Below are 24668 nucleotides of genomic sequence, written 5' to 3' on the forward strand. Positions count from 1 at the left end.
TTCCCAGTCATCTTTATTTTCCTCGTTTAGGTAATTATTCCTCCTATTGAGGTGTCCGTAAACATTAGACCATTACACGCAGCGCCGTAGGAATCCCCGTCCTTTAGGGCGGGGAGGATGTCAATTTCTTTAGTACCCACAGAAAAGCCCAATGCACCGGAGTGCTCTTGCCAAACCTTGGTGTCACTCGCGTGGTGCCGCCACAAGCTGGAGTTTTACTTTCTGTGAGCGTTGTCGAGGGGCAGCTTGTCCATGCCGGCGACGTATTGTTTGTGTTGTCCAGTGAGCGCAGTGCCACTCATGGTGAGGCGCAAAAGACGATTTCATCCTTACTCCTTACCAGGCGCGATAGCTTTGTAGTAGAGCAGGAAAAAATGTTTGAACAAAACCAGAAACGTCTCGTTGCGCTGCGCAAACGAGCAGCAGATATCGGAAGTGAGATTGCAAAAATTGATGAGCAAATTGCGATGCAAGGAGAGCGTATGCAACTCGCCGTGCAGGCATACCAACGTTATCGCGACTTACAGGAAATGAACTACATTTCAGCCGCACAGTTACAAGATGCGCAGGCTCAACGGCTGGATCAGGAGCAGCGACTAGCTGAGCTCGCTCGCATCAAGTCGGCGACCGAGCGAGAACTGATGGCAACGCAAGCAGATATCGCAGATTTGGAATTACAGGCACAACGTGATGCGGCTGCGGTACAACGTAACCTCAGTTCTGTCGAACAAGATTTCACTGAGAATGAAGCGCGCCGCGAGCTACTGGTACGCGCACCGCAAGATGGCACGGTCACCGCTATCACAGCGACGGTTGGGCAAACGGTGACGCCGAATACCGCGATCGCCGCGCTGATACCGGCCGGCTCGCACTTGGAAGCGGAGATTTATGCACCATCACGTTCTGTAGGATTTGTTCAGCCTGGCATGTCTGTGTTATTACGCTACCACGCGTATCCCTATCAGAAATTCGGTCAATTCAAAGCGACGGTGCGCGAGATCGCAAGCAGTGCCTTGAGGCCCGAGGAATTGCCATTCGCGGTTTCGTCTGCTATTAGCTCGGAAGCACTGTACCGAATTCGTGTCACGCTCGACGCGCAATATGTCACCGCCTATGGCCGCCGCTTGCCGCTTAAATCGGGCATGGCAGTCGGTGCCAGTATCTTGCTGGAACAGCGCCGACTATACGAATGGATACTTGAGCCTTTGTACAGTATTACCGGACGGGTATAGACGCTTGATGGCCTCTTACTAACGCGGGTTTGCGTGTTGTGTTCTTGATTTCTTTAAATATGTTGGAGCAGTATGTTCCCCGCTGCGTTTCCTGAGCTGCGCTTCTGGCGTCGCCGTCAATTGCCTGTGTTGTTGCAGACTGAAGCCGCCGAATGCGGCTTAAGCTGTTTGTGCATGGTGTCGAGCTATTGGGGTCACAAAATCGATCTGGCGAGTATGCGCCGGCGTTTTTCAATTTCCTTAAAAGGCGCGACACTGAAAGGCGTGATGGATATGGCGCAAGGCTTGGGCTTACAAACACGGCCGCTCAAGCTCGATATGCAGCATTTAGCCGAGTTAACATTGCCTTGCATTTTACACTGGGATTTGAATCACTTTGTGGTGCTGAAAAGTGTCTCACATAAACACGCGGTACTACTTGATCCCGCGGTCGGCCAACGCAGGCTAGCCTTAGAAGAATTCGCCAGACATTTTACTGGTGTAGCACTGGAGCTGAAACCTGGAGGCAGTTTTAAACCAGCTGAGGAAGTGCAAAAGTTTAGTCTACTGTCTTTGATGGGACAAGTCTTTGGCCTTTCCAGCGGCCTGTGTCAATTATTGTTTTTGGGTTTGGCTTTGCAGATTTGTTCCTTGGTGGCGCCATTTTATATGCAATGGGTGGTTGATGAAGCATTGCTTGCCGCTGACAGAGACTTGCTCACCGTGTTAGGCTGCGGTCTTCTGTTGCTGGTATTCGTACAAACTGTGATCGGTGCCGTGCGCTCGTGGGTGCTCACGGTCTTATCGACGAATTTGAATTTTCAATGGCTCGGTAATGTGTTCATGCATCTGATGCGCTTACCGTTGTCATATTTTGAGAAGCGCCATACTGGCGATATCGTTTCGCGCTTCGGCTCTATCGGCACGATACAGCAGAGCTTGACTACCCAATTCGTTGAAGCGGTGATTGACGGCGTGATGGTAATGGGTACGCTGGTCGTGATGCTTTTGTATAGCCCGCAGCTGAGCGCGATCGCTAGTCTGGCGGTACTGCTCTATGTTCTACTACGCTTTAGTATTTTTCGGCAATTGCGTGAAGCGACTGCCGAGAAAATTGTCCATGCGGCGAAGCAGCAAACGCATTTCATGGAATCGGTGCGCGGTGTGCAAAGTATTCGTCTGTTCAATCGAGTTGAAGAGCGACGTTACAGCTGGATGAACAATCTCAGTGACCAGTTCAATGCCGAATTGCGCATCGCTCGTATAACGGTATCGTATCAAACGGCCAATACGCTGCTATTCAATGCTGAAAGGGTTATTGTCATTTGGCTGGCAGCGCTGGCGGTGCTCGATAATCGTTTTTCTATTGGGATGCTTAGTGATTGGTGGCGTGCGACTCAAACAATTGGGCCTGCATAATTATCGCCGCTTACTCGGTACGGTCATGCAGGACGACCATTTATTTGCGGGTTCGATTGCTGACAATATCTGCTTCTTCGATCCGGAACCTTCTCAACAACAGATAGAATATTGTTCACAACAAGCGGCTATACATCATGAAATTGTTGCGATGCCCATGGGATATCATACTTTAGTCGGCGACATAGGCAGTGGCTTGTCAGGTGGACAAAAACAAAGAATATTATTGGCGCGTGCCTTGTATAAACAACCGAGCTTATTGGTGCTTGATGAAGCGACCAGCCACCTTGATATCGATAATGAACAAGCGGTGAACGCAGCGATTGCACAATTAGCCTTGACGCGTATCTTGGTCGCGCACAGGCCAGAGACGATTGCGATGGCCGAGCGAATTCTAGTGTTGCAGGATGGCGTGATCGTGCAGGACATCGTGGCACCTCGTTTTGCACCGCAATCATAGCAGGGGGAGGAAGATAATCACGTCAGGCTGGTCGTTTATTGTTTCCCGACCACGCCGAGCGGAACAGCTGATTTTTGTATGATTTTAATTTAAAAAACGCATTATCTTTTTTGCATAAGCTCCAATTTGGTCGGAAACGTTATGGTCGGCTGAGTTTTTAATTAACTGTCTACATTGTTTGCTGACTGAATTGGCTGCAACGTTTTTTTTGTAAGCAACTCAGAAATTAAAACCAGCGATTTGTTTCTATCGGTGAAGGTAGTATTTCTGAGATTGTTACATGCCAGATCGAGCAAGTGTTGGCTGGAACGCACAGTGATGTATTTGGAAAAAGAGGCCAGTAAGCGAAATGCCGAATTTCTGACGCTGGCGTCTTCGTCTGCAAGATAGGTCTCAGCAATGCGGATTGCCCGATTTGGATCGCCGAGAAAATTAAGTAAATTGATGACATTTTCTCTCTCTTCTGAAATGCAGCTTGCTACTTGATTGTCGATTCTCGACATATGCAGACTTATTTCTCGGTACAAAGCTAAAGCAAATTCGTGGAGTTCAGAATGACGATAATCCAAAAAATGATTGTCATTGATATATTCGGAAATAGGGCCCGACTCAGGCGAAGCAAGTTGTTTTTCTAAAGTCAGCTTCCAATTTTCCAATAAAATTACCGATTCTGGAGGCAAGACCTTGACTTCTGAGCAGTAGCGATCAGGAATAGAATCGCTGTTCTCAAGATCAGAAATTTCAACTACGTAGAGTGCGCTTGCTCCTTCCATAGAAATTCCGCGACAATTAATTTTTGCCGTTTTGTATTTAGTTCTGATGCGATTGCAGGCTGAACGAAGGAGTGGATCTGACAGCGCAGCAGTAAAGCCCGGTCGAAGTCCTGAGACTTTTTTTACCTCATTGATCTGGTCAAATTGATTTGTGATTACCTCAATGTCAACCCACTTTAAGGCGACATCGCTGGCTGTGCGATCTGAGGCCGTGACATGACACGAAAAGAAGAAAATGCATAGAATGAAAATAATCTTCATATTTTTCAACAACACTGCTTGATCGAAATTGAATCCTGTACCCGATCATTCTACTCGCAGCAGCCAGCGCCGCAACCATTGCAGATTGCTGGTAGTGCTACGCAGTTGTACCCAGGCGGCGTTGCGGGCGCTGCCCTGCAGTTGCGTTAAGTTTTGCGCAGTGCGGCGCAGTTTCGCTATATCGACCAGGTTCTCCAAGGCCGTTGGCAAGCGCTCTAATTCGTCCTGCAACTGCCGTGCTACAGCTTGCAAATTCTGCGTTTGCAGTTGTTGTGCCAACCATGTATCCAATCCCATATCTTTGCTACGCTTCCATTGCACCATGGGCGGTGCGATGCCCTCCATGGCACGTCGGTGTAAATAGCGCCCCATGCCGCCGGGGCCGAATTTTTCCAGCGATGGGGTCGATAAATATTGCTGTATCAAACGGACATCCAACAAAGGCCAGCGGTATTCGACGCCATATAGGGCCGCGAGCAGCGAACAATTTTCCAAGCGCGTGGGAATAAAGGCAGCCACCAAGCGATTCTGTAACACGAAATCGTTGATACGGCGATACGGTGCGTCATCGATGGCGCTGTCCATATAGGCCGCTGCCAAATCAAGTTGTTCCACCACTTCAAGGTGCAGCGGCTGATAAGCCCAGCGCTGGGCATAAACAGTTTGCAAGGATTCATCGTTGCTGGCGCGGCGCGGTGTCAGCAGACGTTTGGCCAGGCGTAAGCTGCGAGTCAGCGGATTGCCGGGCATGAGGCGATACAGATTGCGCCAATCGCCTTGGTCCAGCAATTCATGGAATAAGTGATGGCCGGGGTTGGTCACCGCTTCATCGCCACCGAAACCGGACAGTAAAGTGGTGACGCCGAATTGGCGACAGAGTTGGTAAAACGGAAAATGTGCGTAAGCATTGCCATGTTCGGCCGGGTAGCCCAATACCGTCAGCATGTGGTCGATAGTGTCATCGTCCGGCTTGGCAAAGCCTGATAGCAGATGCTGGTGCTCGATGCCATGCATGCGGATGGTGGCGTCGATGTGGCTGGCTTCCTGCTCTTGCATGGCAATGCCGAAGCTATGTATGCGCGGCGCTCCGGCCAATTGCGCTGCCAAACCGGTAATTGTGGCGGAATCGATGCCACCGCTGTTTTCGCAGCCGATCGGATGCTGCGCATCCAAGCGACAGGCCAGGGCCTGTTCCAGTTGCTCACGGTAAGCACTGAGCCAATGCGGATCGAGACGTCGGCTAGTCGGTGCATCATCGCGCCAACTGAAATAGGCGCGCATGGTGTAACCGGTTTGATTGAGCACTGCCAGATGCCCGGGCGGGAGTTTCTTGATTTCGCGGTAGCCGGTGGCGGTATGGCTTTGTGAAATGCGCAGCAAAAAGCGCGCGGCCCAGTCCATATCGCGCTGGGCTTGGCGGTCCGGTAAATGTAACAAGGCGGCCGGGCTCAATGCCACGGCTAACAAATCCGGATCGAGGCGATAATACAGCGGCCGCACACCGAGCGGATCGCGTGCCAGCAGTACCGTTTCGCGTTGCGGATCGTAAAGGGCAAAGGCAAAGTCGCCGATCAGACGTGCTACACAGCCTTCCTGCCAGCGCGCATAGGCGGCCAGCAGTAATTGTCCATCGGAGTGCGCATTGTCGAGGCAGACGGGGAGGCCAAGCTCGGCCGCCAGCGCGCTGCGATTATCGATACGCAACCAGGCCAGTAGTTCGCAGCCGCTGTTTGCGCAATGGATTGCGCCGAGCAGGGGGGGCGTATCGGTCGTGGCGAGGCAGGCCCCGCGCGCCTCTGCTGAGCGCCCGCGACGTCGCGCAAACAGAGCGGGAAAGCGCGCGTCGATGGCTTGCTCAGTACGATTAAATAATAACAGTGCCACGTGATGGGAGCTTATTGACAATGCAGCATGGGCAAGCGCGGCCTGGGCCGATGGGTGCAACTGTGCTGTGCCAAGTTCAAGAACCCGGGCCGGAGGTGATTGTTTCGCCACCACCGTGAGCTTTACCCTCGGTTTCCTCATTTGACAAATAAACCAATTGCGGGGCCAGATAAGGGCGACGTGTCGGCTGGTCTGGTACCACAGCGATGGTTGGTGCAGTGTGTTGCGTGAGCATAGTAGGGGTGGTCATATCATTACCCTGTGGAAATAAATGCTTTATTCTATCAACAAAAATGGGCTACGTTGTCGTAATTTTCTGGAAATTTTCAGCGCGGCGGCGCTCGAGTCGGTATGTACTTACCCTATCACATTGACATCATGCTTTAGCATTTCTCGGCTATGCTGAGCAGACCAGCTTATTTTTTGAAAGTTACTGATGCCTTCCAAGTTCGTCCGTCTGTTTTTAGTCGCCGGCACGCTGATCACGCCATTTTGTGTCGCTGCACAGGAAAACCGTATTGATCAAATCCGCCCCGATGCGCCGGCACTGGCGGCTTACGGGGCCAGCCGCAGCGGTGTGACGACGCTGCATCTGACGCATCCGGGCCAGCTCGACATCCTCCACACCAAGGCCGGTGCCGCGCCGGTCTTGTATGACCGGCCCTTGACGGTGGAGGTCTGGTACCCGGCGACAGTGAGTGCGTCAGGCAGCGCCGCTGCCGGCCCGACCTACCGTACCGTCTTGCGGGATGGGAAGACCGCTGTCAGTTTGTCCGGCCAGGCGGTGCGCGATGCCTCACCCGATAAGGCGCATGGCCCGTATCCGCTGGTGATCGTGTCGCACGGTTACCCGGGCAACCGCTTCTTGCTCAGTCATTTGACCGAAAATTTGGCCAGCAAAGGCTATGTAGTGGTGGCGATCGATCATACCGACAGCACGTATGAGGATATGCAAGCATTTTCCAGTACCTTGCTCAACCGTTCGCTCGATCAGTTGTTTGTGCTTGAGCAGATGGCGGCTTTGAATAAAAATGATGTTGGCGGCCGCTTCGCCGGTGTGATCGATGCCGATCAGACGGCCTTGATCGGTTATTCCATGGGCGGCTATGGGGTGCTCAATACCATAGGCGGCGGGCTCAGTGCCACTGCAGTCAACAGTGCTTTGGTGCCGAACCAAGCACTGGCAATTCGGGCGGCCGGCAATGCCAGTTATGTAGCCTCGCTCGATCCCCGTATCAAGGCGGCTGTCGCCTTTGCCCCTTGGGGCTGGAATGCCGGTGTCTGGGATCGTGCCGGCTTGGCCGGGATTCATACCCCCGTGTTGTTCATCGCCGGCAGTGCCGACGATGTCTCTGGTTATGCGCCCGGTGTGCGCGACCTGTTTGAAGGCAGCGTGCAGGCCGAACGTTATTTGCTGACCTTTGAACAGGCCAATCACAACGCCGGTGCACCGATGCCGGCACCGAAAGAAGCCTGGAGCATTTTGCCAGGGCAAAAAAAATCGGTGGCCGACCATTATATGGATGCAGTGTGGGATAGCGTCAGAATGAATAATATTTCACAGCATTTCGTGACGGCGTTTTTGGGAAAATATTTGAACAAGAATGCCGCGATGGACGCTTACCTGAACTTGCCGGAGCAGGCCAGCGCCGGGCTCTGGCGCGTCGATGCCAATGGCCAGCCTAGCGCGGAACATACCTACTGGAAGGGTTTTCCGGAACGTACTGCGGTAGGTTTGCGCTTGGAAAAGAAAGCGGCGCAGGTGCTTCCTCAGGTGCTTCCTTAAGTACTGACTTGCGCGCGCACATTCTTCGCCGCTGTCACAGCGGTGGCGTTGATCTTGAATGCTTGTTCTAAATCGCTGACTTCAGCACGCAGGGCCAACGCAATTTGCAGTGCCGTGGTGTCAGCAAAAATCTGACCAGGATTCGAAACACCGGCCTTCAGAGGCTGTCGCAAAAGTCTGATGGACGTTTTTTACACCGGAAACACCGCATACCGCAACCTCGTCATTCCCGCATGCTTTTGGCGGGAACCCAGTGTCGTTTTCAGCACTGAAAGCACTATAATTTCTGGCATTTTCAGTTAAGTACGAACGCCGCTGGATTCCTGCCAAAAGCGCGCAGGAACGACGTGGCCACCAGCCGGGGTAATGATAGCGACTGAAAACCCTGTTGCGACGATCCCTTAAATTGTTCAAACCGGCCGGGATTAAGCCAGCGCGCCTCACTACCGAATTAACGTTCGCGATGTTGCCAACTGGTCGCCAGTCACCGCGGCATTGCGACCTTGCCGCTTTGGGCCGCACACAATTATCTTAAACGCGCTTATGTATTCGCTCAACCGATCACGGCGCAAAGATTGACCGGGCGTCTCTATGCAGCGTGCTTGCCTGAGATGTCGGCCAAACTGTATCTGAGCGATTTTGTGCAAACAACGCGTGAAAGCTGCTATTTAAATTTACCTGGGGTCGAATTGCTGTGAGAATATCCGAGTCAGTATGACAGCAACCTAGTGAAATTTTTTTTTGGAGTGTGATGTGAAGTGTTACCTCGTTTGCGTATGGTTGCGATGCCTGTTTTGCGCACTCTTGTTGATGTTTGGTGGTGCCCGTGCAGAAGTACTTGTGTTGCACACGGCTGCGCAAGAAGCCTCGGCACCGAAGTTTATCGCTTTGAGCGGCAGCGCTCAGGGTGCGGTTGGTGGTTTGTGTATCGATATCTTGCGTGCGCTGGAAAAGCAAGACCCTGAGTTGCGCTTTCAAGGTGATCAGGTCTGGCAACCGCGCCTGCGGATAGAGCGGGCCATGGCTGATGGACAGCTTGATGTGTTTTGCGGCGTGCAGAAAAACCGCCGCAATCGCGCTCACTACCAATGGCTGGAGACGCCCTTGTTTGAGGTCGATTATCTGTTGGCGGTACGGGCCGACGATACCGTGGCGGTAGCGAATTGGGAGGATATCCGCCGGCTTGGGAAGGATGGCGTGATTCTGGCCTTGTATGGTTTCGGTGTGGTTGATCGACTGGAGCAGTTAGGCGGTTTGCAGGTCGATGCCAGCGCGACCTCTTCGCTGTCGAATTTGAAAAAGCTACGGGCCGGTCGAGCACGTTTTTATTGCCATCGCTCGCCAGGTATCAAGAATGAAATCAGCAAGGCCGGCATGAGCGGAGAAATCAGATTGCTGGAACGGCCGCAGTTACACGAAATCTTTTATATGGGCTTGGCACTCAATTTACGGCCTGAGGTGGTCGCCAAACTCGCTGCGGCACTACGAGCATTGAAACAAAATGGCGAACTCAAACGACTCGCCGATCGCTATGCCGAATGATACGGGCCGGCGCTGCCGAGTGCCGCTGGCAGCGCCGGCTTGAGCGAATTATTTATAGACACCGCAACCGATGATCAGCTCACCGTATTTTTCTATGTAAGTCGACTTGGCATCAACCGATTTGGTGAGCGGGTTAGGCCATTTGTACTGCAACCAGCCGCTACCTTTGGTGGCGGCCATCTCGAGCATGGTTTTGAACAAGAACTTGCCGTCGGCATCTTTCATTTCCAGCACATTTTTATCGATGATGTTTTTGATCGCGCCATGGGCCACCATCTTCCCTTGCAGGTCGATGGCAAAGATATACAAATCGCGGTCGCTGAAGCTGCCTTGTGGTTTGCTGAATTCTTTGAGGCTGCTTTCTCTGCCATTGGTTTTGACATACTCGACGGCTTTTTTTACCAAGGCCAATGCGGCCGCCTCATCCCCTTTGCTTTGTGCTGATGCACTGAGGGGTAAGCTCAGCAGAGCGCTGAGGAGTAACAGTGGCAAGCTGAAAGTAAATAATTTTGACATCGTGGTCTCCTTGCTGATTGTGCTTATTGCAGCGCTCTGTGGCGCTGGATCGGGGCAGGTAATCCGTGTTAAAAGATTTCCTTTGGGAAATATAGTACGCTTGGTATCGAAGCGCAATGTCTTGAACTGTGAAATTTGTTGACATACCGGCCTGCTGCTGTAGCGCTGCAGTTCAGCGTGCGAAGCGCTATCGGTAAGCTTGCTGGCTGGTCCCGAGCTACTGGCGGAAATGCCGCGGCAGTGATTCTTCCGAGCCGAAGCCGGCCAGTTCCGCGACCTGATTCAACGGAATGTGTGGTGATGCGAGTAAAGCAGCCGCCACACCGGTGCGCTCGCGTATCAATCAGGCCATCGCTCCCGGACCCGACGGCCGCATGGAAATGGCGTTGCAGGCTGCGCTGGCTCAGGCAGACTTATTGCTCCATCGAGTCTACACTGTGGCTTGGGCCGGGTGTGCGCGCAGCCAAGAGCAGTACCAAGCCACCCGTTGTAAGCGTGTGAGCGACACCGCCGTCTTGGTCTGCGATCGTGCCTTGCGAGTAAATACTAAGATCCTAACGAGCGGAGCGGATATCGAGTTAAAATGATGCATCGGAAACAATGGACGGAATTTACTTCCGTCCATTGTTTTTTGTTATTCGGCCGCGTCGGTACGATGATTGAATCAACCAAAAAGAGTGAGGACTTACATGCTCAGTGCGAACGGTTTGACTTGCCTGCGCGGAAAACGGCAACTGTTCAGCGGTTTGAGTTTGGCGCTGGTGCCCGGCGAATGGCTGCATATTCGCGGTGATAACGGTGCAGGTAAAACCAGTTTGTTACGCATGTTGGCCGGCTTGAGCGAGCCAACTGCCGGCAGCGTTGCTTGGGATGGCCGCGATATCGCGACTTGTCCGGAAGAATTTCATCGCCACTTGCTGTTCCTCGGTCATCATGAAGCGCTCAAGGATGAATTGAGTGCACTGGAAAACCTGCTGCTGGCGGCCGCCTTGGATGGCCAGGCGCTGGGTGCGGTGGAAGTGTGCGCCGCCTTGGCGCGCTTCGGCTTGCGCGGGCGTGAACAACTGCCGGTTGGCTGTCTGTCGGCCGGACAAAAGCGCCGCGTGTTATTGGCCCGGCTGTTGACGCGCCATGCCACGCTGTGGATACTCGATGAGCCGTTCACCGCACTCGATGTGGCGGCCGTGGCAGCCTTGTCGGAATTGATTACCCAGCACTTGAGCAGCGCTGGCATGGTGATCATGACCAGCCATCAAGCCATCGGCTTGGCGGCGGGAAAGGTGCTGCAACTATGACGGCTTTTCTCACCGCGATCCGGCGCGACTTGTTGTTGGTCATGCGTCGCAAAAGTGAAACCCTGACTGCTTTGTTCTTCTTTGTGGTGGTCACCAGCCTGTTCCCGTTAGCTATCGGTGCCGACCCGGCCTTGCTGAGGAAAATCGCACCTGGCATCATCTGGGTTGCGGCATTGCTGTCGGCAATACTCGGTTTGCATAAAATGTTTGCGGCAGATTATGCCGACGGCACCTTGGAACAAATGGTGCTCTCTCCCAGCCCCTTGTTTGTGCTGGTCGGCGGTAAAATCGTCGCGCACTGGCTGGTGGCCGGTTTGCCGCTGGTCTTGCTGGCACCGTTGATGGCCTTGCAGTTTGATGTCAGCGCGGCCGATTTGCCGGTTTTGCTGTTGTCGCTGTTAATCGGCACACCGGTGCTGTCGCTGATCGGTGCCATCGGTGCTGCGCTCACGCTGGGGGTGCGTGGCGGTGGTGCCTTACTCAGTTTGCTGGTGCTGCCTTTGTATATACCGGTGTTGATTTTCGGTGCTGGTGCGGTGAGTGCGCACAGTGCCGGACTCGCTGTCAGCGGTCATTTTTCAGTATTGGGCGCGCTGCTGGCCTTGACATTATTTTGTGCGCCATGGGCGACCACCGCAGCCATAAGGATAGCGACAGAATGAACAATAAATTTTTCAATTGGTTTACATTTTCCAGTCCGGCATATTTTTTCGACTTAGCCGGAAAATTCATCCCTTGGTTCTGGGGCTTGGCCGCGCTGTTCGCGCTGGCCGGCTTGTGGCTGAGTTTTTTTGTCGCTCCGGTCGACGCCGTACAGGGTAACGGCTATCGCATTATCTTCATTCATGTGCCAGCTTCCTGGATGTCGATGTTCATCTATCTGGTGATGGCCGCCTGGGCTGCCGTCGGCCTGATTTTCAATACTCGCTTGTCGGCCATGATGGCACAGGCGCTGGCACCGACCGGTGCTTTGATGACTGTGCTGTCGCTGTGGACCGGGGCTTTCTGGGGCAAACCGATGTGGGGTGCCTGGTGGATCTGGGATGCACGGCTGACTTCGGAATTGATTCTGCTGTTTCTTTACCTCGGCTTTATCGCCTTGCAAGCGGCGATTGATGACGCGCGCCGCGCCGATAAGGCTGGTGCTATTTTGGCACTGGTCGGGGTAGTCAATGTGCCGGTCATTTACTTTTCTGTCATATGGTGGAATACCCTGCACCAAGGAGCCTCGGTGTCGCTGAGTAAGGCACCGGCCATGGCCAACACCATGCTGCTGGCGATGCTGCTGATGGCGCTGTGCCTGTGGATGTACACGATTGCGGTGTCGCTGATGCGGGTGCGTGCGATTATTCTGGAGCGCGAAGGCGAAGCCGACTGGCTGCGCCAAACACTGGGAGCAAAATCATGATCTGGCATTCGCTGGCCGAATTTTTCGCCATGGGCGGTTATGCCCTGTATGTCTGGAGCAGTTTCGGCATGGCTGTGCTGCTGCTGGTGCTGGAACCTTGCTTGCTGCGACGTCGCTATACCGCGGCAGCGCTGCGCTTGGAACATGAATGGATGGCTCAACACTCTAGCGAGGAAATGAAGTGAAACCGAGAACCAAACGCAGCCTCATCATCGCTGCCGGATTGTTATGCTTGGGCGTGGCGGCGACGCTGATCCTCAATGCGCTCAACAGTAATATCGCTCTTTATATCACCCCGAGTGAGGTAATTGCAGGCCAGGCACCGAGTGGAAAAGCGTTTCGCATCGGCGGTCTGGTCAAACAAGGCTCGCTCACACGTGAGGAACTGGTGGCGCATTTTGTCGTGACTGACTTACGCAGCGATATAGCCGTCGCCTATACCGGTATTTTGCCGGATCTGTTTAAAGAAGGTAAGGGCGCGGTGGTACAGGGTAGGCTAGAGCGTGACGGTAGTTTTGTCGCCAGCGAAGTGTTGGCCAAACATGATGAAAACTATATGCCTCCAGCCGCTAAAAAAGCCTTGGAACAAGCCGGACAACCGGCAGATAAGCTCAAGCCGTGAGCCCTGAAACGGCGTGTTTTTCTTATATCGCGGCGCTCAGCTCCCAGCATCGGCTTAGTGCTGCGCACTGGCTCCCAGCGGCTTTGCCGGCTCACCGGGGTGATCCCGGTCGGGCCGCTTCCATGGGTCGATATGAGTCATCAGGTTAAGCACGCGGTGATGCTGCATCACGCGCAGACGGGCGGCCACCGCGATATCGTGCCCGGCTTCGACGGTAATGAGGGCATTGACTTCAATATGCGCATCAACCACGATCATATCGCCCATTTTACGGGTATTGACGTCATGTACGTCGATCACGCCCGGGGTTTGCGCCAAGGTGGCACGGATCGCCGCGACCTCTTCTTCGTCGGCGGCACGGTCCATCAAATCATTGAGGGCATCCCAGCCGAATTGCCAACCCATTTTAGCGACCATGAAACCGACGATGGCTGCGGCGATCGGGTCGAGCAGGGGATAGCCAGCCAAGTTACCGATAATGCCGAGCGCTACCACCAACGAGGAGGCGGCATCGGAACGGGCGTGCCAAGCATTGGCCACCAGCATGCTCGATTTGACTTTTTCTGCCACTGCCAACATGTAGCGGAACAATAATTCTTTAGCAACCAAGGCGACGCCGGCTACCCATAAGGCCAGTACATGGACTTGCGCGATGGTTTCCGGCGCTTCGAGTTTTTTGAAGGCAGCCCACAACATGCCGCAACCCACCGCCAACAGTAACAGTCCGAGTGCCAGCGAGGCACCGGTTTCAAAACGATGGTGGCCATAAGGATGCTCGGTGTCGGCATCTTTTTGGCTGTGTCGATTGGCGAACAGCACGACAAAGTCGGCCACCAAATCTGACAAGGAATGTACACCGTCGGCAATCAAACCTTGCGATTTACTGAAAATACCGGCGCAAATTTGCGCCACCGTCAATACCAGGTTGACCGCGACGCTGACCCAAGTGCTGCGGGCCGTCGCTGCCGTACGGGCGGCGGTACTGTATTGCGGATCATCGTGTTCGTTGGCGATATCGTTATTGAGCATCATGGAGGGGAGCTAAAGTGTGGAGTCAGGAAGTAGCAAAGCAGACTATTCGTGGCACTATTGTACGGGGCATGGCATATTGATGCACTGCATGATTGCAAACAATTTTTTTGATCGTGGTCTCTATGATAAAACTTGCACGCGCCAGCGTCAGCACTTTTTGTGCTTCAATTTTGCTGTTGATGGTGCTGGTGGGGGCACGCAGCAGTGCCGCCGCCACGCTGGAACTGCAACTGCATGGTGGCACGCACACGCTGAGCGATGCGCAATTGCGCGCCATGCCAGGCTGGCAGACCATCGTCATCGACACCGATCCAGCCTATCACGGCCGCCACAGCTATCAAGCCTTACCGCTCAAAGTCTTGTTGCCGGCTTTGCCGGCGCAAGGAAATCTGTTGTTTACGGCAAACGATGGGTTCGTCGCAACCATCCCGAATGCCAGCTTTCTCGGTAAGGCGCAAGCTTGGCTGGCGCTGGAGAACCCGGCCGCACCGTGGCCAGCACTCGCCGCAGGCAAGCCCAGTGCCGGGCCCCTGTATTTGATTTGGACCGATACCGCCGGGGCGCATATTTCCAGCGAACAGTGGCCGTATCAAATCGCAAAAATAGCAGAAACGCAAGCCTTGGAGCAGCGCTACCCGCAATTGCAAGTGCATGCCGATGCCGCGGAACAGGGAGGTGCACTGCGCGGCTTACAAGTATTTGCTAAGAATTGCGCCACCTGCCATAGTTTGAATGGCGGCGGCGATGCGCATATCGGGCCAGATTTGAATCTGCCCTACAGTCCGACCGAGTATTTTGAGGCCGGCATGCTGCGTCGTTTGATTCGTCAGCCGGCGGCAGTGCGCAGCTGGGCGCAATCGAGCATGCCCGGTTTTTCGGTCGAGATCATCAGCGCTCAGGAGCTCGACGATTTGCTGTTATATTTGCGCCAAATGGCGCGTCAACGTCAGCCTTGAAACAGACGCTAGCGCTCCGGCTTACCGCGACTCATCACGATCACGCATACGGCCGACACCAGCATGAGCAGCAAACTGATGGCATTGACCACTGGCGTAGCCCCTTCCTTCATGCGCCCGTAGATCATTACGGTGAGCGGTGCATCGCTACCGGTCAGCATGTAGGTGGTGTTGAAATTCTCGAACGATAACAGAAACGCCATGATGGCGGCACCGGCCAAGGCTGGTCGCAAATACGGCAGCAAAATGGTGAAAAAGATGGCGCTGCGACTGGCACCGAGATTCTGCGCCGCTTCTTCCAAGCTGATATCAAAACGTTTGAGGCGCGCGCTGATCGTTAACGTGGCAATCGAGGCGATGTACGACACTTGACCTAATGTGACCAGTACCAAGCCAGGTCGTAGAAAATCAAGTTCCAGACCGAGATAGTCGTCGGCAAACTGGGCTAATTGGCTCATCAGGGCGAGAATCGAAATGCCGAGTATCACACCCGGTATCACCAAGGGTAGTAACATCGCCAGTGCCAGCGCTGGCTGGCCGCGAAAGCGAAAGCGCTCGAGCAAAAAGGCATTGCCGGTGCCGAGCACAAGACTGATCAGACTGACTGCGCAAGCGACTTGCACACTGTAACGCAAGCTGGTGAGCAGTTCGGTATCGAAAAACACGCCGGTGCGCTCGTGTTGGCCATCGGCGAAAAACCAATCCCAAGTCCAACCATGCCATGGTGGCATCGGGTAGGCGGCATCGTTGAAGGCAAACATGACCACCACAGTCAGCGGTAAAAACAGAAATAACAGAAACGCCGCCAGATAAATACGACGGGCGCTGCGTAGCGCGAGCGATTGTGGAATGCTGTTGATCATGTGCGCCTCATGACATCGGCAAATGATTGGCCGCTCAATTTCAAACCACAAAATACCAGCAGAGTGGAGAGAGCCAGCAACAGGAAGGCAAATGCTGCCCCTTGTTCCCAATTAAACCGCGTGATGAATTGGGTATAAATTTGTTCGGTGAACCACATGGAATTTTTTCCTCCCAATAACACCGGCGTGAGGTAATTGCCTAGCGTGAGCATGAATACCATGATGGTGCCGGCAGCTATGCCTGGTGCCGCATGGGGAATGATAATCTCACGCAAGATATTGAAGCCTTGGCCACCGAGGTCATAGGCGGCTTCGATCAGGCTGTCGTCTAAGGTTTCGAGTGCGTTGATCAGTGGTATGAGCATGAACAGCAGCGAGGAATACACGAGTCCGAGCAGGATGGCACCGTCGTTGTAAAGCAATTCGACCGGGCTAGTGGTGAGGCCGCATGCTTGCAGCAATTGCGGCAGCACCCCGTTAGCGCGCAGCAGTATCATCCAGCCCAAGGTTCTGACCATTTCGCTGATCCAAAACGGCATGAGGACGAGTGCAAACAAGCAGACTTTGCTACGACCGCGGGCAATTTTTGCGATATGCCAGGCCACCGGAAATGCCAGCACCAAGGACAGCGCCGTCGCACTGAGTGAGAGTACGGCGGTACGCACGAAGGTGTGCCAGTACAGCGGCTCATTGAAAAAGGTCGCGTATTGGCTTAGGCCGTAGGTATATTGTTGTGGCGCGACGCGTATTCGCAAAGAGAGGATGAGCATTTCCAGATGCGGCACGATGATCAAGCCACCGAGCCAGATCAACGCCGGTGCCAGCAACAGCCACAAGAACAGCGCGTTAGGCAGGCGTTTCATGGCGCGGACTCAGCCGCAAAGGCCAGCACGTGGGCGGCAGCGATGGCCAGATGAACCGCTTGACCGGCTTGTAAATCGGCCAGCATGCCGTTTTGTGGCAGCGCGACTTGCAAGCTCAGTGCACTGTCGGCCAAGCCGACCACGACGCTGGAATTGGCACCATCAAACAGTAGATGACGTACGCTGCCCTGTAAGTGATTGGCATACTGCTGAGGCGGATGTGGGCTGCGTGCGATGGCAATACTCTCTGGTCGTATAAATAATTGCAAGTCTTGGCCGGCGCTCAGTTGTTGCTGTGATTCGGCATGCAAGTCATGCGAGCCATCCAGCGCCACCTGTACGCTGCGCTGCTCGACCGCTACCGCCCGCGCAGTGAGCTGATTGGCATTGCCGACGAAGCCGGCGACGAAACTTGTTTGTGGCCGGTAATATAAATCCTGCGGGGTGCCGATTTGTTCAAAGCGCCCGTGGTTCATCACCGCCACCAAGTCTGACATCACCAAGGCTTCGGACTGATCGTGGGTGATATACAAAAACGTGGTACCGATTTGGGTTTGTAATTGCTTGAGTTCGAGTTTCATTTGCTCGCGCAATTTCATGTCGAGTGCCCCGAGCGGTTCATCGAGTAACAGCAGCGCCGGTTCCAGCACTAAGGCGCGGGCAATGGCGACGCGTTGCTTTTGTCCGCCCGACATTTGCTCGATGCGTTTGCCACCGGCATCGGGCAAGCCTACCCGGCGCAGCATATCGGCGACGCGGTGCGCGATGTCGGCTTTTTTATCGCCGCGTCGCTGTAAGCCATAGGCGACATTTTCCGCCACCGACATCATCGGAAACAAGGCCAAATGTTGAAACACCATATTCACCGGCCGTCGATTGGCCGGCACCTGATGCATGCTTTTCCCAGCGACGACAATGTCGCCGGCATCGGGCTCGATGAAACCGGCCACCATGCGCAGCAACGTGGTTTTGCCACAGCCGGAAGGGCCGAGTATGGAGCAGAACTGGCCTTTCGGAATTTGCAGCGAGATAGCGTCAACGGCAGTAAAAATTTTTCCGTTTTGTTGGTAACGTTTCGATACGGCTTGAATATCGAGGTCGATGGTGGCGTGATCAGTAGGATTCATAACATCATGGCAGGGGAATGGGGCGCAGCGGCGCACGGGCCGCTGCCTGTCGGTACGCCATCAGCGAGCGCAAACAAGTCAAGGCGCGGCTTTGATCTTGTCGAGAATTTTTCCATCGAGCTCTTCCAAACCGGCCGGAATCGCCGGATACCAATGAATATTTTTTAAAGCAGCAGCAGAAAACGTTTCTTGGAATTGTTGCTGCATTTTGGGGGCCATGAATTTCTCTGCCTGCTTAATCACCGTAAACGTACGCGCTGAAGTAGCCATGCGTCCGGCGATCTCGGGACGCGTCACAAAATTAATCCAGGCATACGCGGCAGTATCGTTTTTTCCTTTGGCCGGTAAGGCATAGGCATCGATCCAACCGAGCGCACCGGAGCGCGGGGCGATGAATTTGAGATGCGGGTTTTCACTGTTCAATTTCCAGCCACCGCTATCCCACATTTGTGCCGCTACCAGCTCGCCGGTGCGCAAATCATTCAATAATTGGTCTTTGCTTTCCCAAAAATATTTGTAATTCTTTTTGCAGGCGATGAGCTTGTCACCGGCTTGTTGCATGATCTGTTCATAGAGTTTGGGCGTAGCGTAAGCCTTGAACGGGTCGAGCCCCATGGAAAAAGCCATGGCGATCAGGCTGGGGCGCTTGAGCCGTATCGCCACTTTACCGCGAACAGCAGGCTTACATAAATCACTGTAGTCGGCAATGTCTGCGCTCGCTACCACCAAGCCATCGGTGCCCCAATAAAACGGTACGCCATAGGTTTTGCCATTGACTGTGGTGACTTGCTTACTGCTTTCCCACATCTCAGGAATGAAATTCGCTGTGTTGATTTTGCTTAAGTCGATCGCTTTGTAAATGCCGAATTCCACCGCCGGTGCGGCGATACGGTCTTGACTAGGTTGCACCAAATCAAACCCAGCACCACCGGTGGCGCGTAATTTGGAAATCATTTCTTCATTGTTCGACAAGGTCAATTCAACCGTGATGCCGGTTTCTTTGGTGAATTGAGCCGCGACATCTTTCGGCACATAATCGGCCCAAGTCAGGATACGCAACTTATCGTTCGCCATCGACAGGGTCGGCAAGCAAGTTAACAGCAAGCCGACACAGCTCAGCCGCAAAGACAACAGGGGAAATTTTTTCATCAGATTAACCGGTATGTGATTTCAAGCAACCTTCGATGGTTTCACGTCCTTGTGACAAGCGCATGACAGTGTGCGTGTCACCGCTTCATCTTGCCACAGGATGGTCTGAGATGCAAAAGGCCGCGACAGCTTGGCAGCTTGTCGCGGCTTCATGCTAAGGCAAAAAACTTATATTTTTGCGCTGAAGGTAATGAAGAATTGACGCGGTGCGCCAGTCAACAAAGTTTGTGCCGTACCAGTTGGGTCTTTGGCAGAAAAGCCATTCGAACCGATGGTGCTGATGTAGTTTTTGTTGAGCAGATTTTCCACATTGAGTTGGATGGAAACATCTTTCAAACCACCGAGCGATGCTTGTTTGTAACCGGTAGACAGGTTCACGATGACATACGAAGGAACTTGCGCATCATTGGTGTAGGTATAAAAACGCTTGTCCGTGAACTTGGCACCGGTGCGGGCGAACCATGTGTTGGTATCGTACGACAGTTCAGTTTTGAGCATGAACTTAGGCGCATCGACGACTTGTTTGCCAGCGATGTTGACTACCACATTATTGTCGATGTAATTCGACTTGTATTGGGCATCGTTATACGTAGCCGAATTGAACCATGTCCAATTTTTAACCGGTGTCCATGATAAAGCTGCCTCGGCACCTTTGGAATCGACTTCACCGACGTTGGCAAACAAGCTAGGACAGCCTTGAATGCCGGCGCAAGGTGGGGCGATCGACAGCAAACGGTCGTTGAATTTGGTGAAGTACAAAGCGACTGAACCAACCAAGTCAGCCGTTTTGAAACGGTAACCGCTGTCGAAGGTGGTCGAGGTTTCCGGTTTCAAATTAGCCGAACTGAGATTGAACGACGCTTGAGTTTGCGAAAACGGACCATCGACACCCGGTTGGAAGGCGCGCATATTTTGCGATACGCTGGCAAACAATTCATTGTTTTTGCTCAGAGCATAATTGACCCCGATCTGCGGCAAGAAACTCTTGTCGGCTTTGATTTCGCCAGCGGCACGGCTGCCGACGATGCTGATGGCGTCGACCGTTACATGCGGTGATTTGAAACCGTAATTGAGCTTGAGTTTGTTATCGGCAAAACTCATTGTGTCTTGGGCATAGAATTGCGTGGTCTTGGTCGCGAAATTCTGTTTGAAGCCGGTGCTGGTCGGATTGCTCAAGAATACATTGGTATCTTGTGGGCCGCTGGCGTTATAGAAATTACGTGTCAATGAATGCAGGCTGCTTTCTACCCAGAAACCGGCATTAACGGTATGGCCAGTCAATTCCAGCGTCAAGTCAGACAAGACGCCATTGCGGCTGATACCGTATTCGGAAGTACGGATGGCGATAGGTACACCATTGGTAGAAGCCGTGTATGGTGTGTACCAGTGACCTTGGCCTTCATCGCTATGGTGATAGACCGTGGTTTTCAGATCGACCATGCTGCCGAAATTGCTGTTTAGGGTAGCGCCCAGCAAGGAATCGCGACGCAAACCGCTGCCTTGGTAGTAGGCATCATCCAAACTGTTGACACCGCCGGTGAAGATGCCGCGGGCCGCATTGACTGCGCGCTGCCAGTCTGGTGCATAGTTATCCCAGTTACTGCCAAGACGTTTGATCATGTCGAGCGACATATCTTGGTAATCGATTTCTTTGCGATCGGAATAATTGAAAAACGCGCTCAATTTGTGATCGTTACCCAATTGTTGTACGAACTTGGAATTGAATTGGTCCTGATTTTGCGCGCCAGTTCCTTTCCATTTTTCCGAGCGTTGACGCGTGACACTCAAATCTGCTTTGCTGCCATTGCCGAACAAACCGGTATCGAGGCGGGCAAAGGTGCGCGAAGTGCTGTTGCTGCCCAGAGTCTGTGCGCCGCTAATAGTGAATACATCGGCCGGTGCCGAGGAATAAAACTGTACTGTGCCGCCAAGATTGCTGGTCGAGGCCGTGCCGACGTCGCCCGAACCTTGCGAGAGAGTGACGTGGCCGATGTTTTCCGATGAAATCGCGCGGCTGATATGCAGGCCGTTATTGTTACCGTAGCTCATGTCGCCCAGCGGTACTTCATCGAGTGTGAAACCCATGTGGTTTTGATTGAAACCACGGGCGGAAAAACGGGTCGACCATTCATAGGTGCCGAAGGGGTCGGCCGATTGAAAGCTCACACCTGGCATTTTTTCCAGAGTTTTCAATGGGCTGCTGCCTGGAACGACTTTGATCAAATCGTCTTTGCTGACATCTTGCACTTGACGCGATTTACCTTCAGCAGAAACGGTAACCGTCGCGGTATCGGACGGCACTTGCTGGGCCAGGGCAGTACCAGCGAAGGCGTGCATTAAAACGAGGTAAATCGGGGTGTATCGAAATTGGGCGTTCACAACAGTTTTCCTTGAGATAGAGACCATGAAAAAAATTCGGTTCGAATTGACGTGCAGAGCGCTGCCCGCAAGGATACCGAGCGGGAGAACAGAGCGGATCTGCTGGACGGGGCGAACTCTAACAAGCGTATGTGACTGAAACATGACTTCAATAGCAACAGTGCAGCAGTGTTGTATCGTGCATCTTGCGCGCGTCATGTCATTGCCTTGAAATAATAATCGGGCATCGTGAGGCGCGTGTGCTCGCGCGTGATTGGTTTCCTCACGCGATGAAAAATTTTGCATTGACACGTGAAAAACAAGCCGCTTACAATTCGCTCCTTATCTTTTTTTCAGGAATGGCCGTGGACTGCAGCAGTTGGATTTTACAAATCAGCGGATGGACTTACATCGCGCCTCGCTGTCTTCGTCACGCTTGATTCTCGCGCGCTGGCCAAGCCAGCGTTCGCCGCCGTAGCGCGCTCCTCATCGAGTGCTCCATCCGAAAATTTTTTCATATGCGCGCGTTGCACTGGCTTCGTGTCGCCGATTTTTTCGGGAAACAACAAGATGGAAATCGATGTCTTTACCCTCAGAGTGCTGCTGGCACTCGCTTTAGGCGCTGTCATCGGCGCTGAACGTCAAATGCGCCAACGTATGGCTGGTTTACGTACTAATGCACTGGTGGCGGCTGGTGCGAGTTTATTCGTGGCCGTGGCCGGCGACAACGCCGAAGGGCAGGCCCGTATTGCCGCCCAAGTGGTGTCCGGTATAGGTTTTCTAGGCGCCGGTGTGATTATGCGAGAAGGATTGAATGTTCGCGGTCTCAATACCGCCGCCACGCTCTGGTGTTCGGCCGCCATCGGTGTACTGGCCGGGTTGGGGCACAGTCTGGCCGCTACGGCAGGCGCGGCGGCGATACTCGGCGCGAATTTGTTATTGCGCAGTATCGGTCAACAAATCAACAAGCAAAGCATGGACAGTGCGACCGAAGTCGAACAAATGTACCGGCTCTCGATTGTGTGTCGCAATGATGATGAAGTCCATGTACGCACACTGATGTTGCACATGCTTAATGGTATGCCGCAGTTGATGATACAGTCGCTGCACAGTGAAGACACGGCCATGAGTGGGCAACTCGAGGTACGCGCCGACCTCATTGCCTCGCCGAATAACTTGTTACAGCTCGAGCAGATTGTCAGCCGCATCAGCTTGGAAAAAGGGGTCAGCGCAGCGCGCTGGGCCGTGCTGCATAGAGTCGAAGAATGAATTACCGAATTCCTTATTTTACAAAAGAGCAGGCATCATGATCAAATACACTCGTCCCATTTCCTTGTTGTACTCGGCGGCCTTGTGCGCCTTGTTGGTGTCGCCGGCACCAGCGGCTGAATTGACTGAGCCAGTCGACCGCGGCACGCCAAGCCCGGCACAAACCAGCGCCGTTTACGGCCAGCTCACCAACATCACTCAGCGTCATGCCAGCTTCACCGCACCCTATAGCGGCACCAACAGCATGGCAGCGAGCGGCCGCACCGAAGAAACCACTGATATCACCTTGTTTGCCGGGCTACGTCTGGGTGCGCAAACTGAGCTGTGGATCAACCCGGAAATTGATCAGGGCTTTGGCATCAGCAATACCTTGGGCGCGGCCGGCTATCCGAGTGGCGGCGCGTATAAGCTCGGTGCCAACGCGCCGTATGTGCGCTTGCCGCGCTTGTTCGTGCGTCATGTGATAGGACTTTCTGAGAACAGCGAAGCCGTGGTGGCGGCGGCCAACCAATTAGCTGGCAGCCGCAGCGTCGATAACCTGACGCTGACCATCGGTAAGTTTGCTGTGGTCGATATTTTCGATGCCAACAGCTATGCGCATGATCCGCGTACTGACTTTCTCAATTGGTCCATCATCGAAGCCGGTGCGTTTGATTACGCTGCCGATGTCTGGGGGTATACCAATGGGGCCGTGGCCGAATGGAATCGCGGTGAGCGCACGCTGCGTGGTGGCGTGTTCCAATTGTCGCCGGAACCGAACAGTAAAATCACCAGCGTCAAAACCAGCCAGTATTCGCTGGTAGTGGAAGCGGAACAGCGTCTGGATTGGAACAGTCACCCAGGTAAAGTGAAACTCTTGGCCTTCATGAATCGCGCCAATATGAGCAGTTACCAAGCCGCCCTCGCGGCTGCGGCCCTCAACGGCGGCCCACCCGATGTCAGCACCACGCGCCGCTTTGGCAGTAACACCGGCTGGTCGCTCAATGCCGAGCAAGAATTGGCCGCCGATGTAGGCGTGTTCGCGCGTTTCAGTATGAATCGCGGCGTGCAAGAAGCTTACGAGTTCACCGACATCAACCGTTCACTCTCGTTCGGTGCCGCCATCAAAGGTGACCGTTGGGGCCGCCATGATGACACCATAGGCGTGGCAACGGCGATCAATGCCTTGTCGGCCGATGCCAAAGCTTACTTTGCTGCCGGTGGTCTCGGGGTTTTGATTGGGGATGGTCGTCTGAATTACGGCAATGAGACTGTTCTTGAAGCCTACTATTCTTTGAAATTACACCGCCAATTGGCCTTGAGTTTTGACATTCAACGCATCAGTAACCCAGCCTACAATCGCGACCGTGGACCGGTTTCAACCTATGCGCTGCGTTTGCATGGCGAGTTTTAACAATTGGGCAGCGCGGCCAGTGCGGCTTAGCCCATTGCTTGCAACACGATGCTTTTCAGGGCAAAAACGGATGAAAAAATTCAATGCCATTTCGGCCAAGATGTGCTAAATTTTTACGTATTGGTCTACTTTTTAGCTTGTGGCGACGATTGCTCCTGAATTTGCGCTTCCTTGGTGAGGAAGGAAATGCCAGTCATATTTCGTTATAAGGGATTTCGCTTCTTCTTTTACTCTAACGAGAGCCTGTGCATGTTCGCGGTGCTGATGGCGAAGCGAAGTTCTGTCTGTACCCAAGCGTTCACTTGAGCCGGAGCGATGGTTTTGATTCCCGAACCTTGCGCGAACTGGCAGATGTTGTTGAACAAAACACCGCCTTTATCGGATTTGCGCGTAAAACCCCGTCGTTCAGAGGCTGTCGCAAAAGGGTAGTGAGTCGGTATCATTACCCTGACTGGTGGCCACGTCATTCCTGCGCGCTTTT

At 53.5% G+C, this 24668-nt stretch carries 25 protein-coding genes and 1 pseudogene; 15 read left to right on the forward strand and 11 right to left on the reverse strand.

The window, feature by feature from the left end; translation table 11 throughout:
* Positions 1 to 167: 167 nt before the first annotated feature.
* From QN359_RS16040 to QN359_RS16050, 3 genes are all read left to right on the forward strand, one after another.
* A complete protein-coding gene (locus QN359_RS16040; protein WP_322250023.1) occupies positions 168 to 1232 on the forward strand; it encodes an HlyD family secretion protein in 1065 nt (354 codons plus the stop codon).
* Positions 1233 to 1406: 174 nt separating this feature from the next.
* The gene (locus tag QN359_RS16045) at positions 1407 to 2630 is read left to right on the forward strand and encodes an ABC transporter transmembrane domain-containing protein (protein WP_323493325.1); all 1224 of its coding nucleotides are present in this window, start codon (positions 1407 to 1409) and stop codon (positions 2628 to 2630) included.
* Positions 2602 to 3090 (forward strand): ATP-binding cassette domain-containing protein, encoded by a 489-nt coding sequence (locus QN359_RS16050; RefSeq protein ID WP_322250021.1) that lies wholly within the window; start codon positions 2602 to 2604, stop codon positions 3088 to 3090. Before QN359_RS16045 ends, QN359_RS16050 begins: the two co-directional genes overlap by 29 nt.
* Before the next feature lie 161 nt (positions 3091 to 3251).
* Here the strand turns inward: QN359_RS16050 and QN359_RS16055 are convergent, their stop codons facing one another.
* From QN359_RS16055 to QN359_RS16065, 3 genes are all read right to left on the reverse strand, one after another.
* Entirely contained in the window at positions 3252 to 4133 is an 882-nt protein-coding gene (locus QN359_RS16055; RefSeq protein WP_323493594.1) for a hypothetical protein, read from the reverse strand.
* 36 nt (positions 4134 to 4169) lie between these two features.
* Complete coding sequence (locus tag QN359_RS16060; protein ID WP_322250019.1) at positions 4170 to 6008, reverse strand: asparagine synthetase B; 1839 nt, start codon at positions 6006 to 6008, stop codon at positions 4170 to 4172.
* Positions 6009 to 6084: 76 nt separating this feature from the next.
* A complete protein-coding gene (locus tag QN359_RS16065; RefSeq protein ID WP_322250018.1) occupies positions 6085 to 6258 on the reverse strand; it encodes a hypothetical protein in 174 nt (57 codons plus the stop codon).
* Between the two features lie 186 nt (positions 6259 to 6444).
* Between QN359_RS16065 and QN359_RS16070 the strand changes: the two genes are divergently transcribed.
* Positions 6445 to 7794 (forward strand): dienelactone hydrolase, encoded by a 1350-nt coding sequence (locus QN359_RS16070; RefSeq protein WP_322250017.1) that lies wholly within the window; start codon positions 6445 to 6447, stop codon positions 7792 to 7794.
* On the opposite strand, the gene QN359_RS16075 is transcribed toward QN359_RS16070, so the two are convergent.
* On the reverse strand, positions 7791 to 7967 hold the full coding sequence (locus QN359_RS16075; protein WP_322250016.1) for a hypothetical protein: 177 nt from the start codon (positions 7965 to 7967) through the stop codon (positions 7791 to 7793). The genes QN359_RS16070 and QN359_RS16075 overlap by 4 nt on opposite strands.
* Positions 7968 to 8197: 230 nt before the next feature.
* Here QN359_RS16075 and QN359_RS16080 point away from each other — a divergent pair.
* Positions 8198 to 8492 (forward strand): annotated as a pseudogene (locus QN359_RS16080) (LysR substrate-binding domain-containing protein); the annotation flags it as partial.
* Positions 8493 to 8547: 55 nt separating this feature from the next.
* Positions 8548 to 9336: a transporter substrate-binding domain-containing protein gene (locus tag QN359_RS16085; protein ID WP_322250015.1), complete on the forward strand. Its 789-nt coding sequence runs from the start codon at positions 8548 to 8550 to the stop codon at positions 9334 to 9336.
* Positions 9337 to 9384: 48 nt separating this feature from the next.
* Here QN359_RS16085 and QN359_RS16090 read toward each other — a convergent pair whose 3' ends face one another.
* On the reverse strand, positions 9385 to 9852 hold the full coding sequence (locus QN359_RS16090) for a cache domain-containing protein (protein WP_322250014.1): 468 nt from the start codon (positions 9850 to 9852) through the stop codon (positions 9385 to 9387).
* 689 nt (positions 9853 to 10541) lie between these two features.
* Here QN359_RS16090 and ccmA point away from each other — a divergent pair.
* The 5 genes from ccmA to ccmE are packed head-to-tail and all read left to right on the forward strand — an operon-like array spanning position 10542 to position 13177.
* On the forward strand, positions 10542 to 11147 hold the full coding sequence (gene ccmA, locus QN359_RS16095; RefSeq protein ID WP_322250013.1) for a cytochrome c biogenesis heme-transporting ATPase CcmA: 606 nt from the start codon (positions 10542 to 10544) through the stop codon (positions 11145 to 11147).
* The gene (gene ccmB / locus QN359_RS16100; RefSeq protein WP_322250012.1) at positions 11144 to 11809 is read left to right on the forward strand and encodes a heme exporter protein CcmB; all 666 of its coding nucleotides are present in this window, start codon (positions 11144 to 11146) and stop codon (positions 11807 to 11809) included. Before ccmA ends, ccmB begins: the two co-directional genes overlap by 4 nt.
* Positions 11806 to 12555 carry a heme ABC transporter permease CcmC gene (ccmC, locus tag QN359_RS16105; protein WP_322250011.1) on the forward strand — a complete coding sequence of 250 codons (750 nt, stop codon included), beginning with the start codon at positions 11806 to 11808 and terminating at the stop codon, positions 12553 to 12555. The genes ccmB and ccmC overlap by 4 nt, the downstream gene beginning before the upstream one ends.
* A complete protein-coding gene (ccmD, locus tag QN359_RS16110; protein WP_322250010.1) occupies positions 12552 to 12740 on the forward strand; it encodes a heme exporter protein CcmD in 189 nt (62 codons plus the stop codon). The genes ccmC and ccmD overlap by 4 nt, the downstream gene beginning before the upstream one ends.
* Entirely contained in the window at positions 12737 to 13177 is a 441-nt protein-coding gene (ccmE, locus tag QN359_RS16115; RefSeq protein ID WP_322250009.1) for a cytochrome c maturation protein CcmE, read from the forward strand. The genes ccmD and ccmE overlap by 4 nt, the downstream gene beginning before the upstream one ends.
* Positions 13178 to 13231: 54 nt before the next feature.
* Here the strand turns inward: ccmE and QN359_RS16120 are convergent, their stop codons facing one another.
* Entirely contained in the window at positions 13232 to 14206 is a 975-nt protein-coding gene (locus QN359_RS16120; RefSeq protein WP_322251040.1) for a cation diffusion facilitator family transporter, read from the reverse strand.
* A gap of 125 nt (positions 14207 to 14331) precedes the next feature.
* Here QN359_RS16120 and QN359_RS16125 point away from each other — a divergent pair, with 125 nt between their 5' ends.
* Positions 14332 to 15165: a cytochrome c gene (locus QN359_RS16125; RefSeq protein WP_322250008.1), complete on the forward strand. Its 834-nt coding sequence runs from the start codon at positions 14332 to 14334 to the stop codon at positions 15163 to 15165.
* 8 nt (positions 15166 to 15173) lie between these two features.
* On the opposite strand, the gene QN359_RS16130 is transcribed toward QN359_RS16125, so the two are convergent.
* From QN359_RS16130 to QN359_RS16150, 5 genes are all read right to left on the reverse strand, one after another.
* On the reverse strand, positions 15174 to 16028 hold the full coding sequence (locus QN359_RS16130) for an ABC transporter permease (protein ID WP_322250007.1): 855 nt from the start codon (positions 16026 to 16028) through the stop codon (positions 15174 to 15176).
* On the reverse strand, positions 16025 to 16891 hold the full coding sequence (locus tag QN359_RS16135) for an ABC transporter permease (protein ID WP_322250006.1): 867 nt from the start codon (positions 16889 to 16891) through the stop codon (positions 16025 to 16027). The genes QN359_RS16130 and QN359_RS16135 overlap by 4 nt, the downstream gene beginning before the upstream one ends.
* Positions 16888 to 18018: an ABC transporter ATP-binding protein gene (locus QN359_RS16140; RefSeq protein ID WP_322250005.1), complete on the reverse strand. Its 1131-nt coding sequence runs from the start codon at positions 18016 to 18018 to the stop codon at positions 16888 to 16890. The genes QN359_RS16135 and QN359_RS16140 overlap by 4 nt, the downstream gene beginning before the upstream one ends.
* Positions 18019 to 18096: 78 nt before the next feature.
* Positions 18097 to 19167: an extracellular solute-binding protein gene (locus QN359_RS16145; protein ID WP_322250004.1), complete on the reverse strand. Its 1071-nt coding sequence runs from the start codon at positions 19165 to 19167 to the stop codon at positions 18097 to 18099.
* A 168-nt stretch (positions 19168 to 19335) separates the two neighbouring features.
* A complete protein-coding gene (locus tag QN359_RS16150; protein ID WP_323493595.1) occupies positions 19336 to 21504 on the reverse strand; it encodes a TonB-dependent receptor in 2169 nt (722 codons plus the stop codon).
* Positions 21505 to 22095: 591 nt separating this feature from the next.
* Here QN359_RS16150 and QN359_RS16155 point away from each other — a divergent pair.
* The 3 genes from QN359_RS16155 to QN359_RS16165 form a co-directional block, all read left to right on the forward strand.
* Positions 22096 to 22794, forward strand: coding sequence for an MgtC/SapB family protein (locus tag QN359_RS16155; RefSeq protein ID WP_322250002.1), 699 nt, complete (start codon positions 22096 to 22098; stop codon positions 22792 to 22794).
* 37 nt (positions 22795 to 22831) lie between these two features.
* Positions 22832 to 24187: a carbohydrate porin gene (locus QN359_RS16160; protein ID WP_322250001.1), complete on the forward strand. Its 1356-nt coding sequence runs from the start codon at positions 22832 to 22834 to the stop codon at positions 24185 to 24187.
* A gap of 245 nt (positions 24188 to 24432) precedes the next feature.
* Positions 24433 to 24668, forward strand: a 236-nt coding sequence (locus QN359_RS16165; RefSeq protein WP_323493596.1) for a DUF4160 domain-containing protein, incomplete at its 3' end; no start/stop codon positions are given.

Origin of the sequence: Undibacterium sp. 5I2 (assembly GCF_035019605.1) — a bacterium.
In the GTDB taxonomy this organism is placed as follows: domain Bacteria; phylum Pseudomonadota; class Gammaproteobacteria; order Burkholderiales; family Burkholderiaceae_D; genus Undibacterium.

What these genes read in the sequence shown, in the direction of transcription:
- ccmC (WP_322250011.1), top strand. Translation starts at nt 11,806, where the DNA reads ATGAACAATAAATTTTTCAATTGGTTTACATTTTCCAGTCCGGCATAT.
- QN359_RS16135 (WP_322250006.1), bottom strand. Translation starts at nt 16,891, where the DNA reads ATGAAACGCCTGCCTAACGCGCTGTTCTTGTGGCTGTTGCTGGCACCG.
- QN359_RS16090 (WP_322250014.1), bottom strand. Translation starts at nt 9,852, where the DNA reads ATGTCAAAATTATTTACTTTCAGCTTGCCACTGTTACTCCTCAGCGCT.
- QN359_RS16065 (WP_322250018.1), bottom strand. Translation starts at nt 6,258, where the DNA reads ATGACCACCCCTACTATGCTCACGCAACACACTGCACCAACCATCGCT.
- ccmB (WP_322250012.1), top strand. Translation starts at nt 11,144, where the DNA reads ATGACGGCTTTTCTCACCGCGATCCGGCGCGACTTGTTGTTGGTCATG.
- QN359_RS16125 (WP_322250008.1), top strand. Translation starts at nt 14,332, where the DNA reads ATGATAAAACTTGCACGCGCCAGCGTCAGCACTTTTTGTGCTTCAATT.
- QN359_RS16155 (WP_322250002.1), top strand. Translation starts at nt 22,096, where the DNA reads ATGGAAATCGATGTCTTTACCCTCAGAGTGCTGCTGGCACTCGCTTTA.
- ccmD (WP_322250010.1), top strand. Translation starts at nt 12,552, where the DNA reads ATGATCTGGCATTCGCTGGCCGAATTTTTCGCCATGGGCGGTTATGCC.
- QN359_RS16140 (WP_322250005.1), bottom strand. Translation starts at nt 18,018, where the DNA reads ATGAATCCTACTGATCACGCCACCATCGACCTCGATATTCAAGCCGTA.
- QN359_RS16045 (WP_323493325.1), top strand. Translation starts at nt 1,407, where the DNA reads ATGGTGTCGAGCTATTGGGGTCACAAAATCGATCTGGCGAGTATGCGC.
- QN359_RS16130 (WP_322250007.1), bottom strand. Translation starts at nt 16,028, where the DNA reads ATGATCAACAGCATTCCACAATCGCTCGCGCTACGCAGCGCCCGTCGT.
- QN359_RS16120 (WP_322251040.1), bottom strand. Translation starts at nt 14,206, where the DNA reads ATGCTCAATAACGATATCGCCAACGAACACGATGATCCGCAATACAGT.
- QN359_RS16070 (WP_322250017.1), top strand. Translation starts at nt 6,445, where the DNA reads ATGCCTTCCAAGTTCGTCCGTCTGTTTTTAGTCGCCGGCACGCTGATC.
- QN359_RS16145 (WP_322250004.1), bottom strand. Translation starts at nt 19,167, where the DNA reads ATGAAAAAATTTCCCCTGTTGTCTTTGCGGCTGAGCTGTGTCGGCTTG.
- ccmA (WP_322250013.1), top strand. Translation starts at nt 10,542, where the DNA reads ATGCTCAGTGCGAACGGTTTGACTTGCCTGCGCGGAAAACGGCAACTG.
- QN359_RS16150 (WP_323493595.1), bottom strand. Translation starts at nt 21,504, where the DNA reads ATGCACGCCTTCGCTGGTACTGCCCTGGCCCAGCAAGTGCCGTCCGAT.
- QN359_RS16160 (WP_322250001.1), top strand. Translation starts at nt 22,832, where the DNA reads ATGATCAAATACACTCGTCCCATTTCCTTGTTGTACTCGGCGGCCTTG.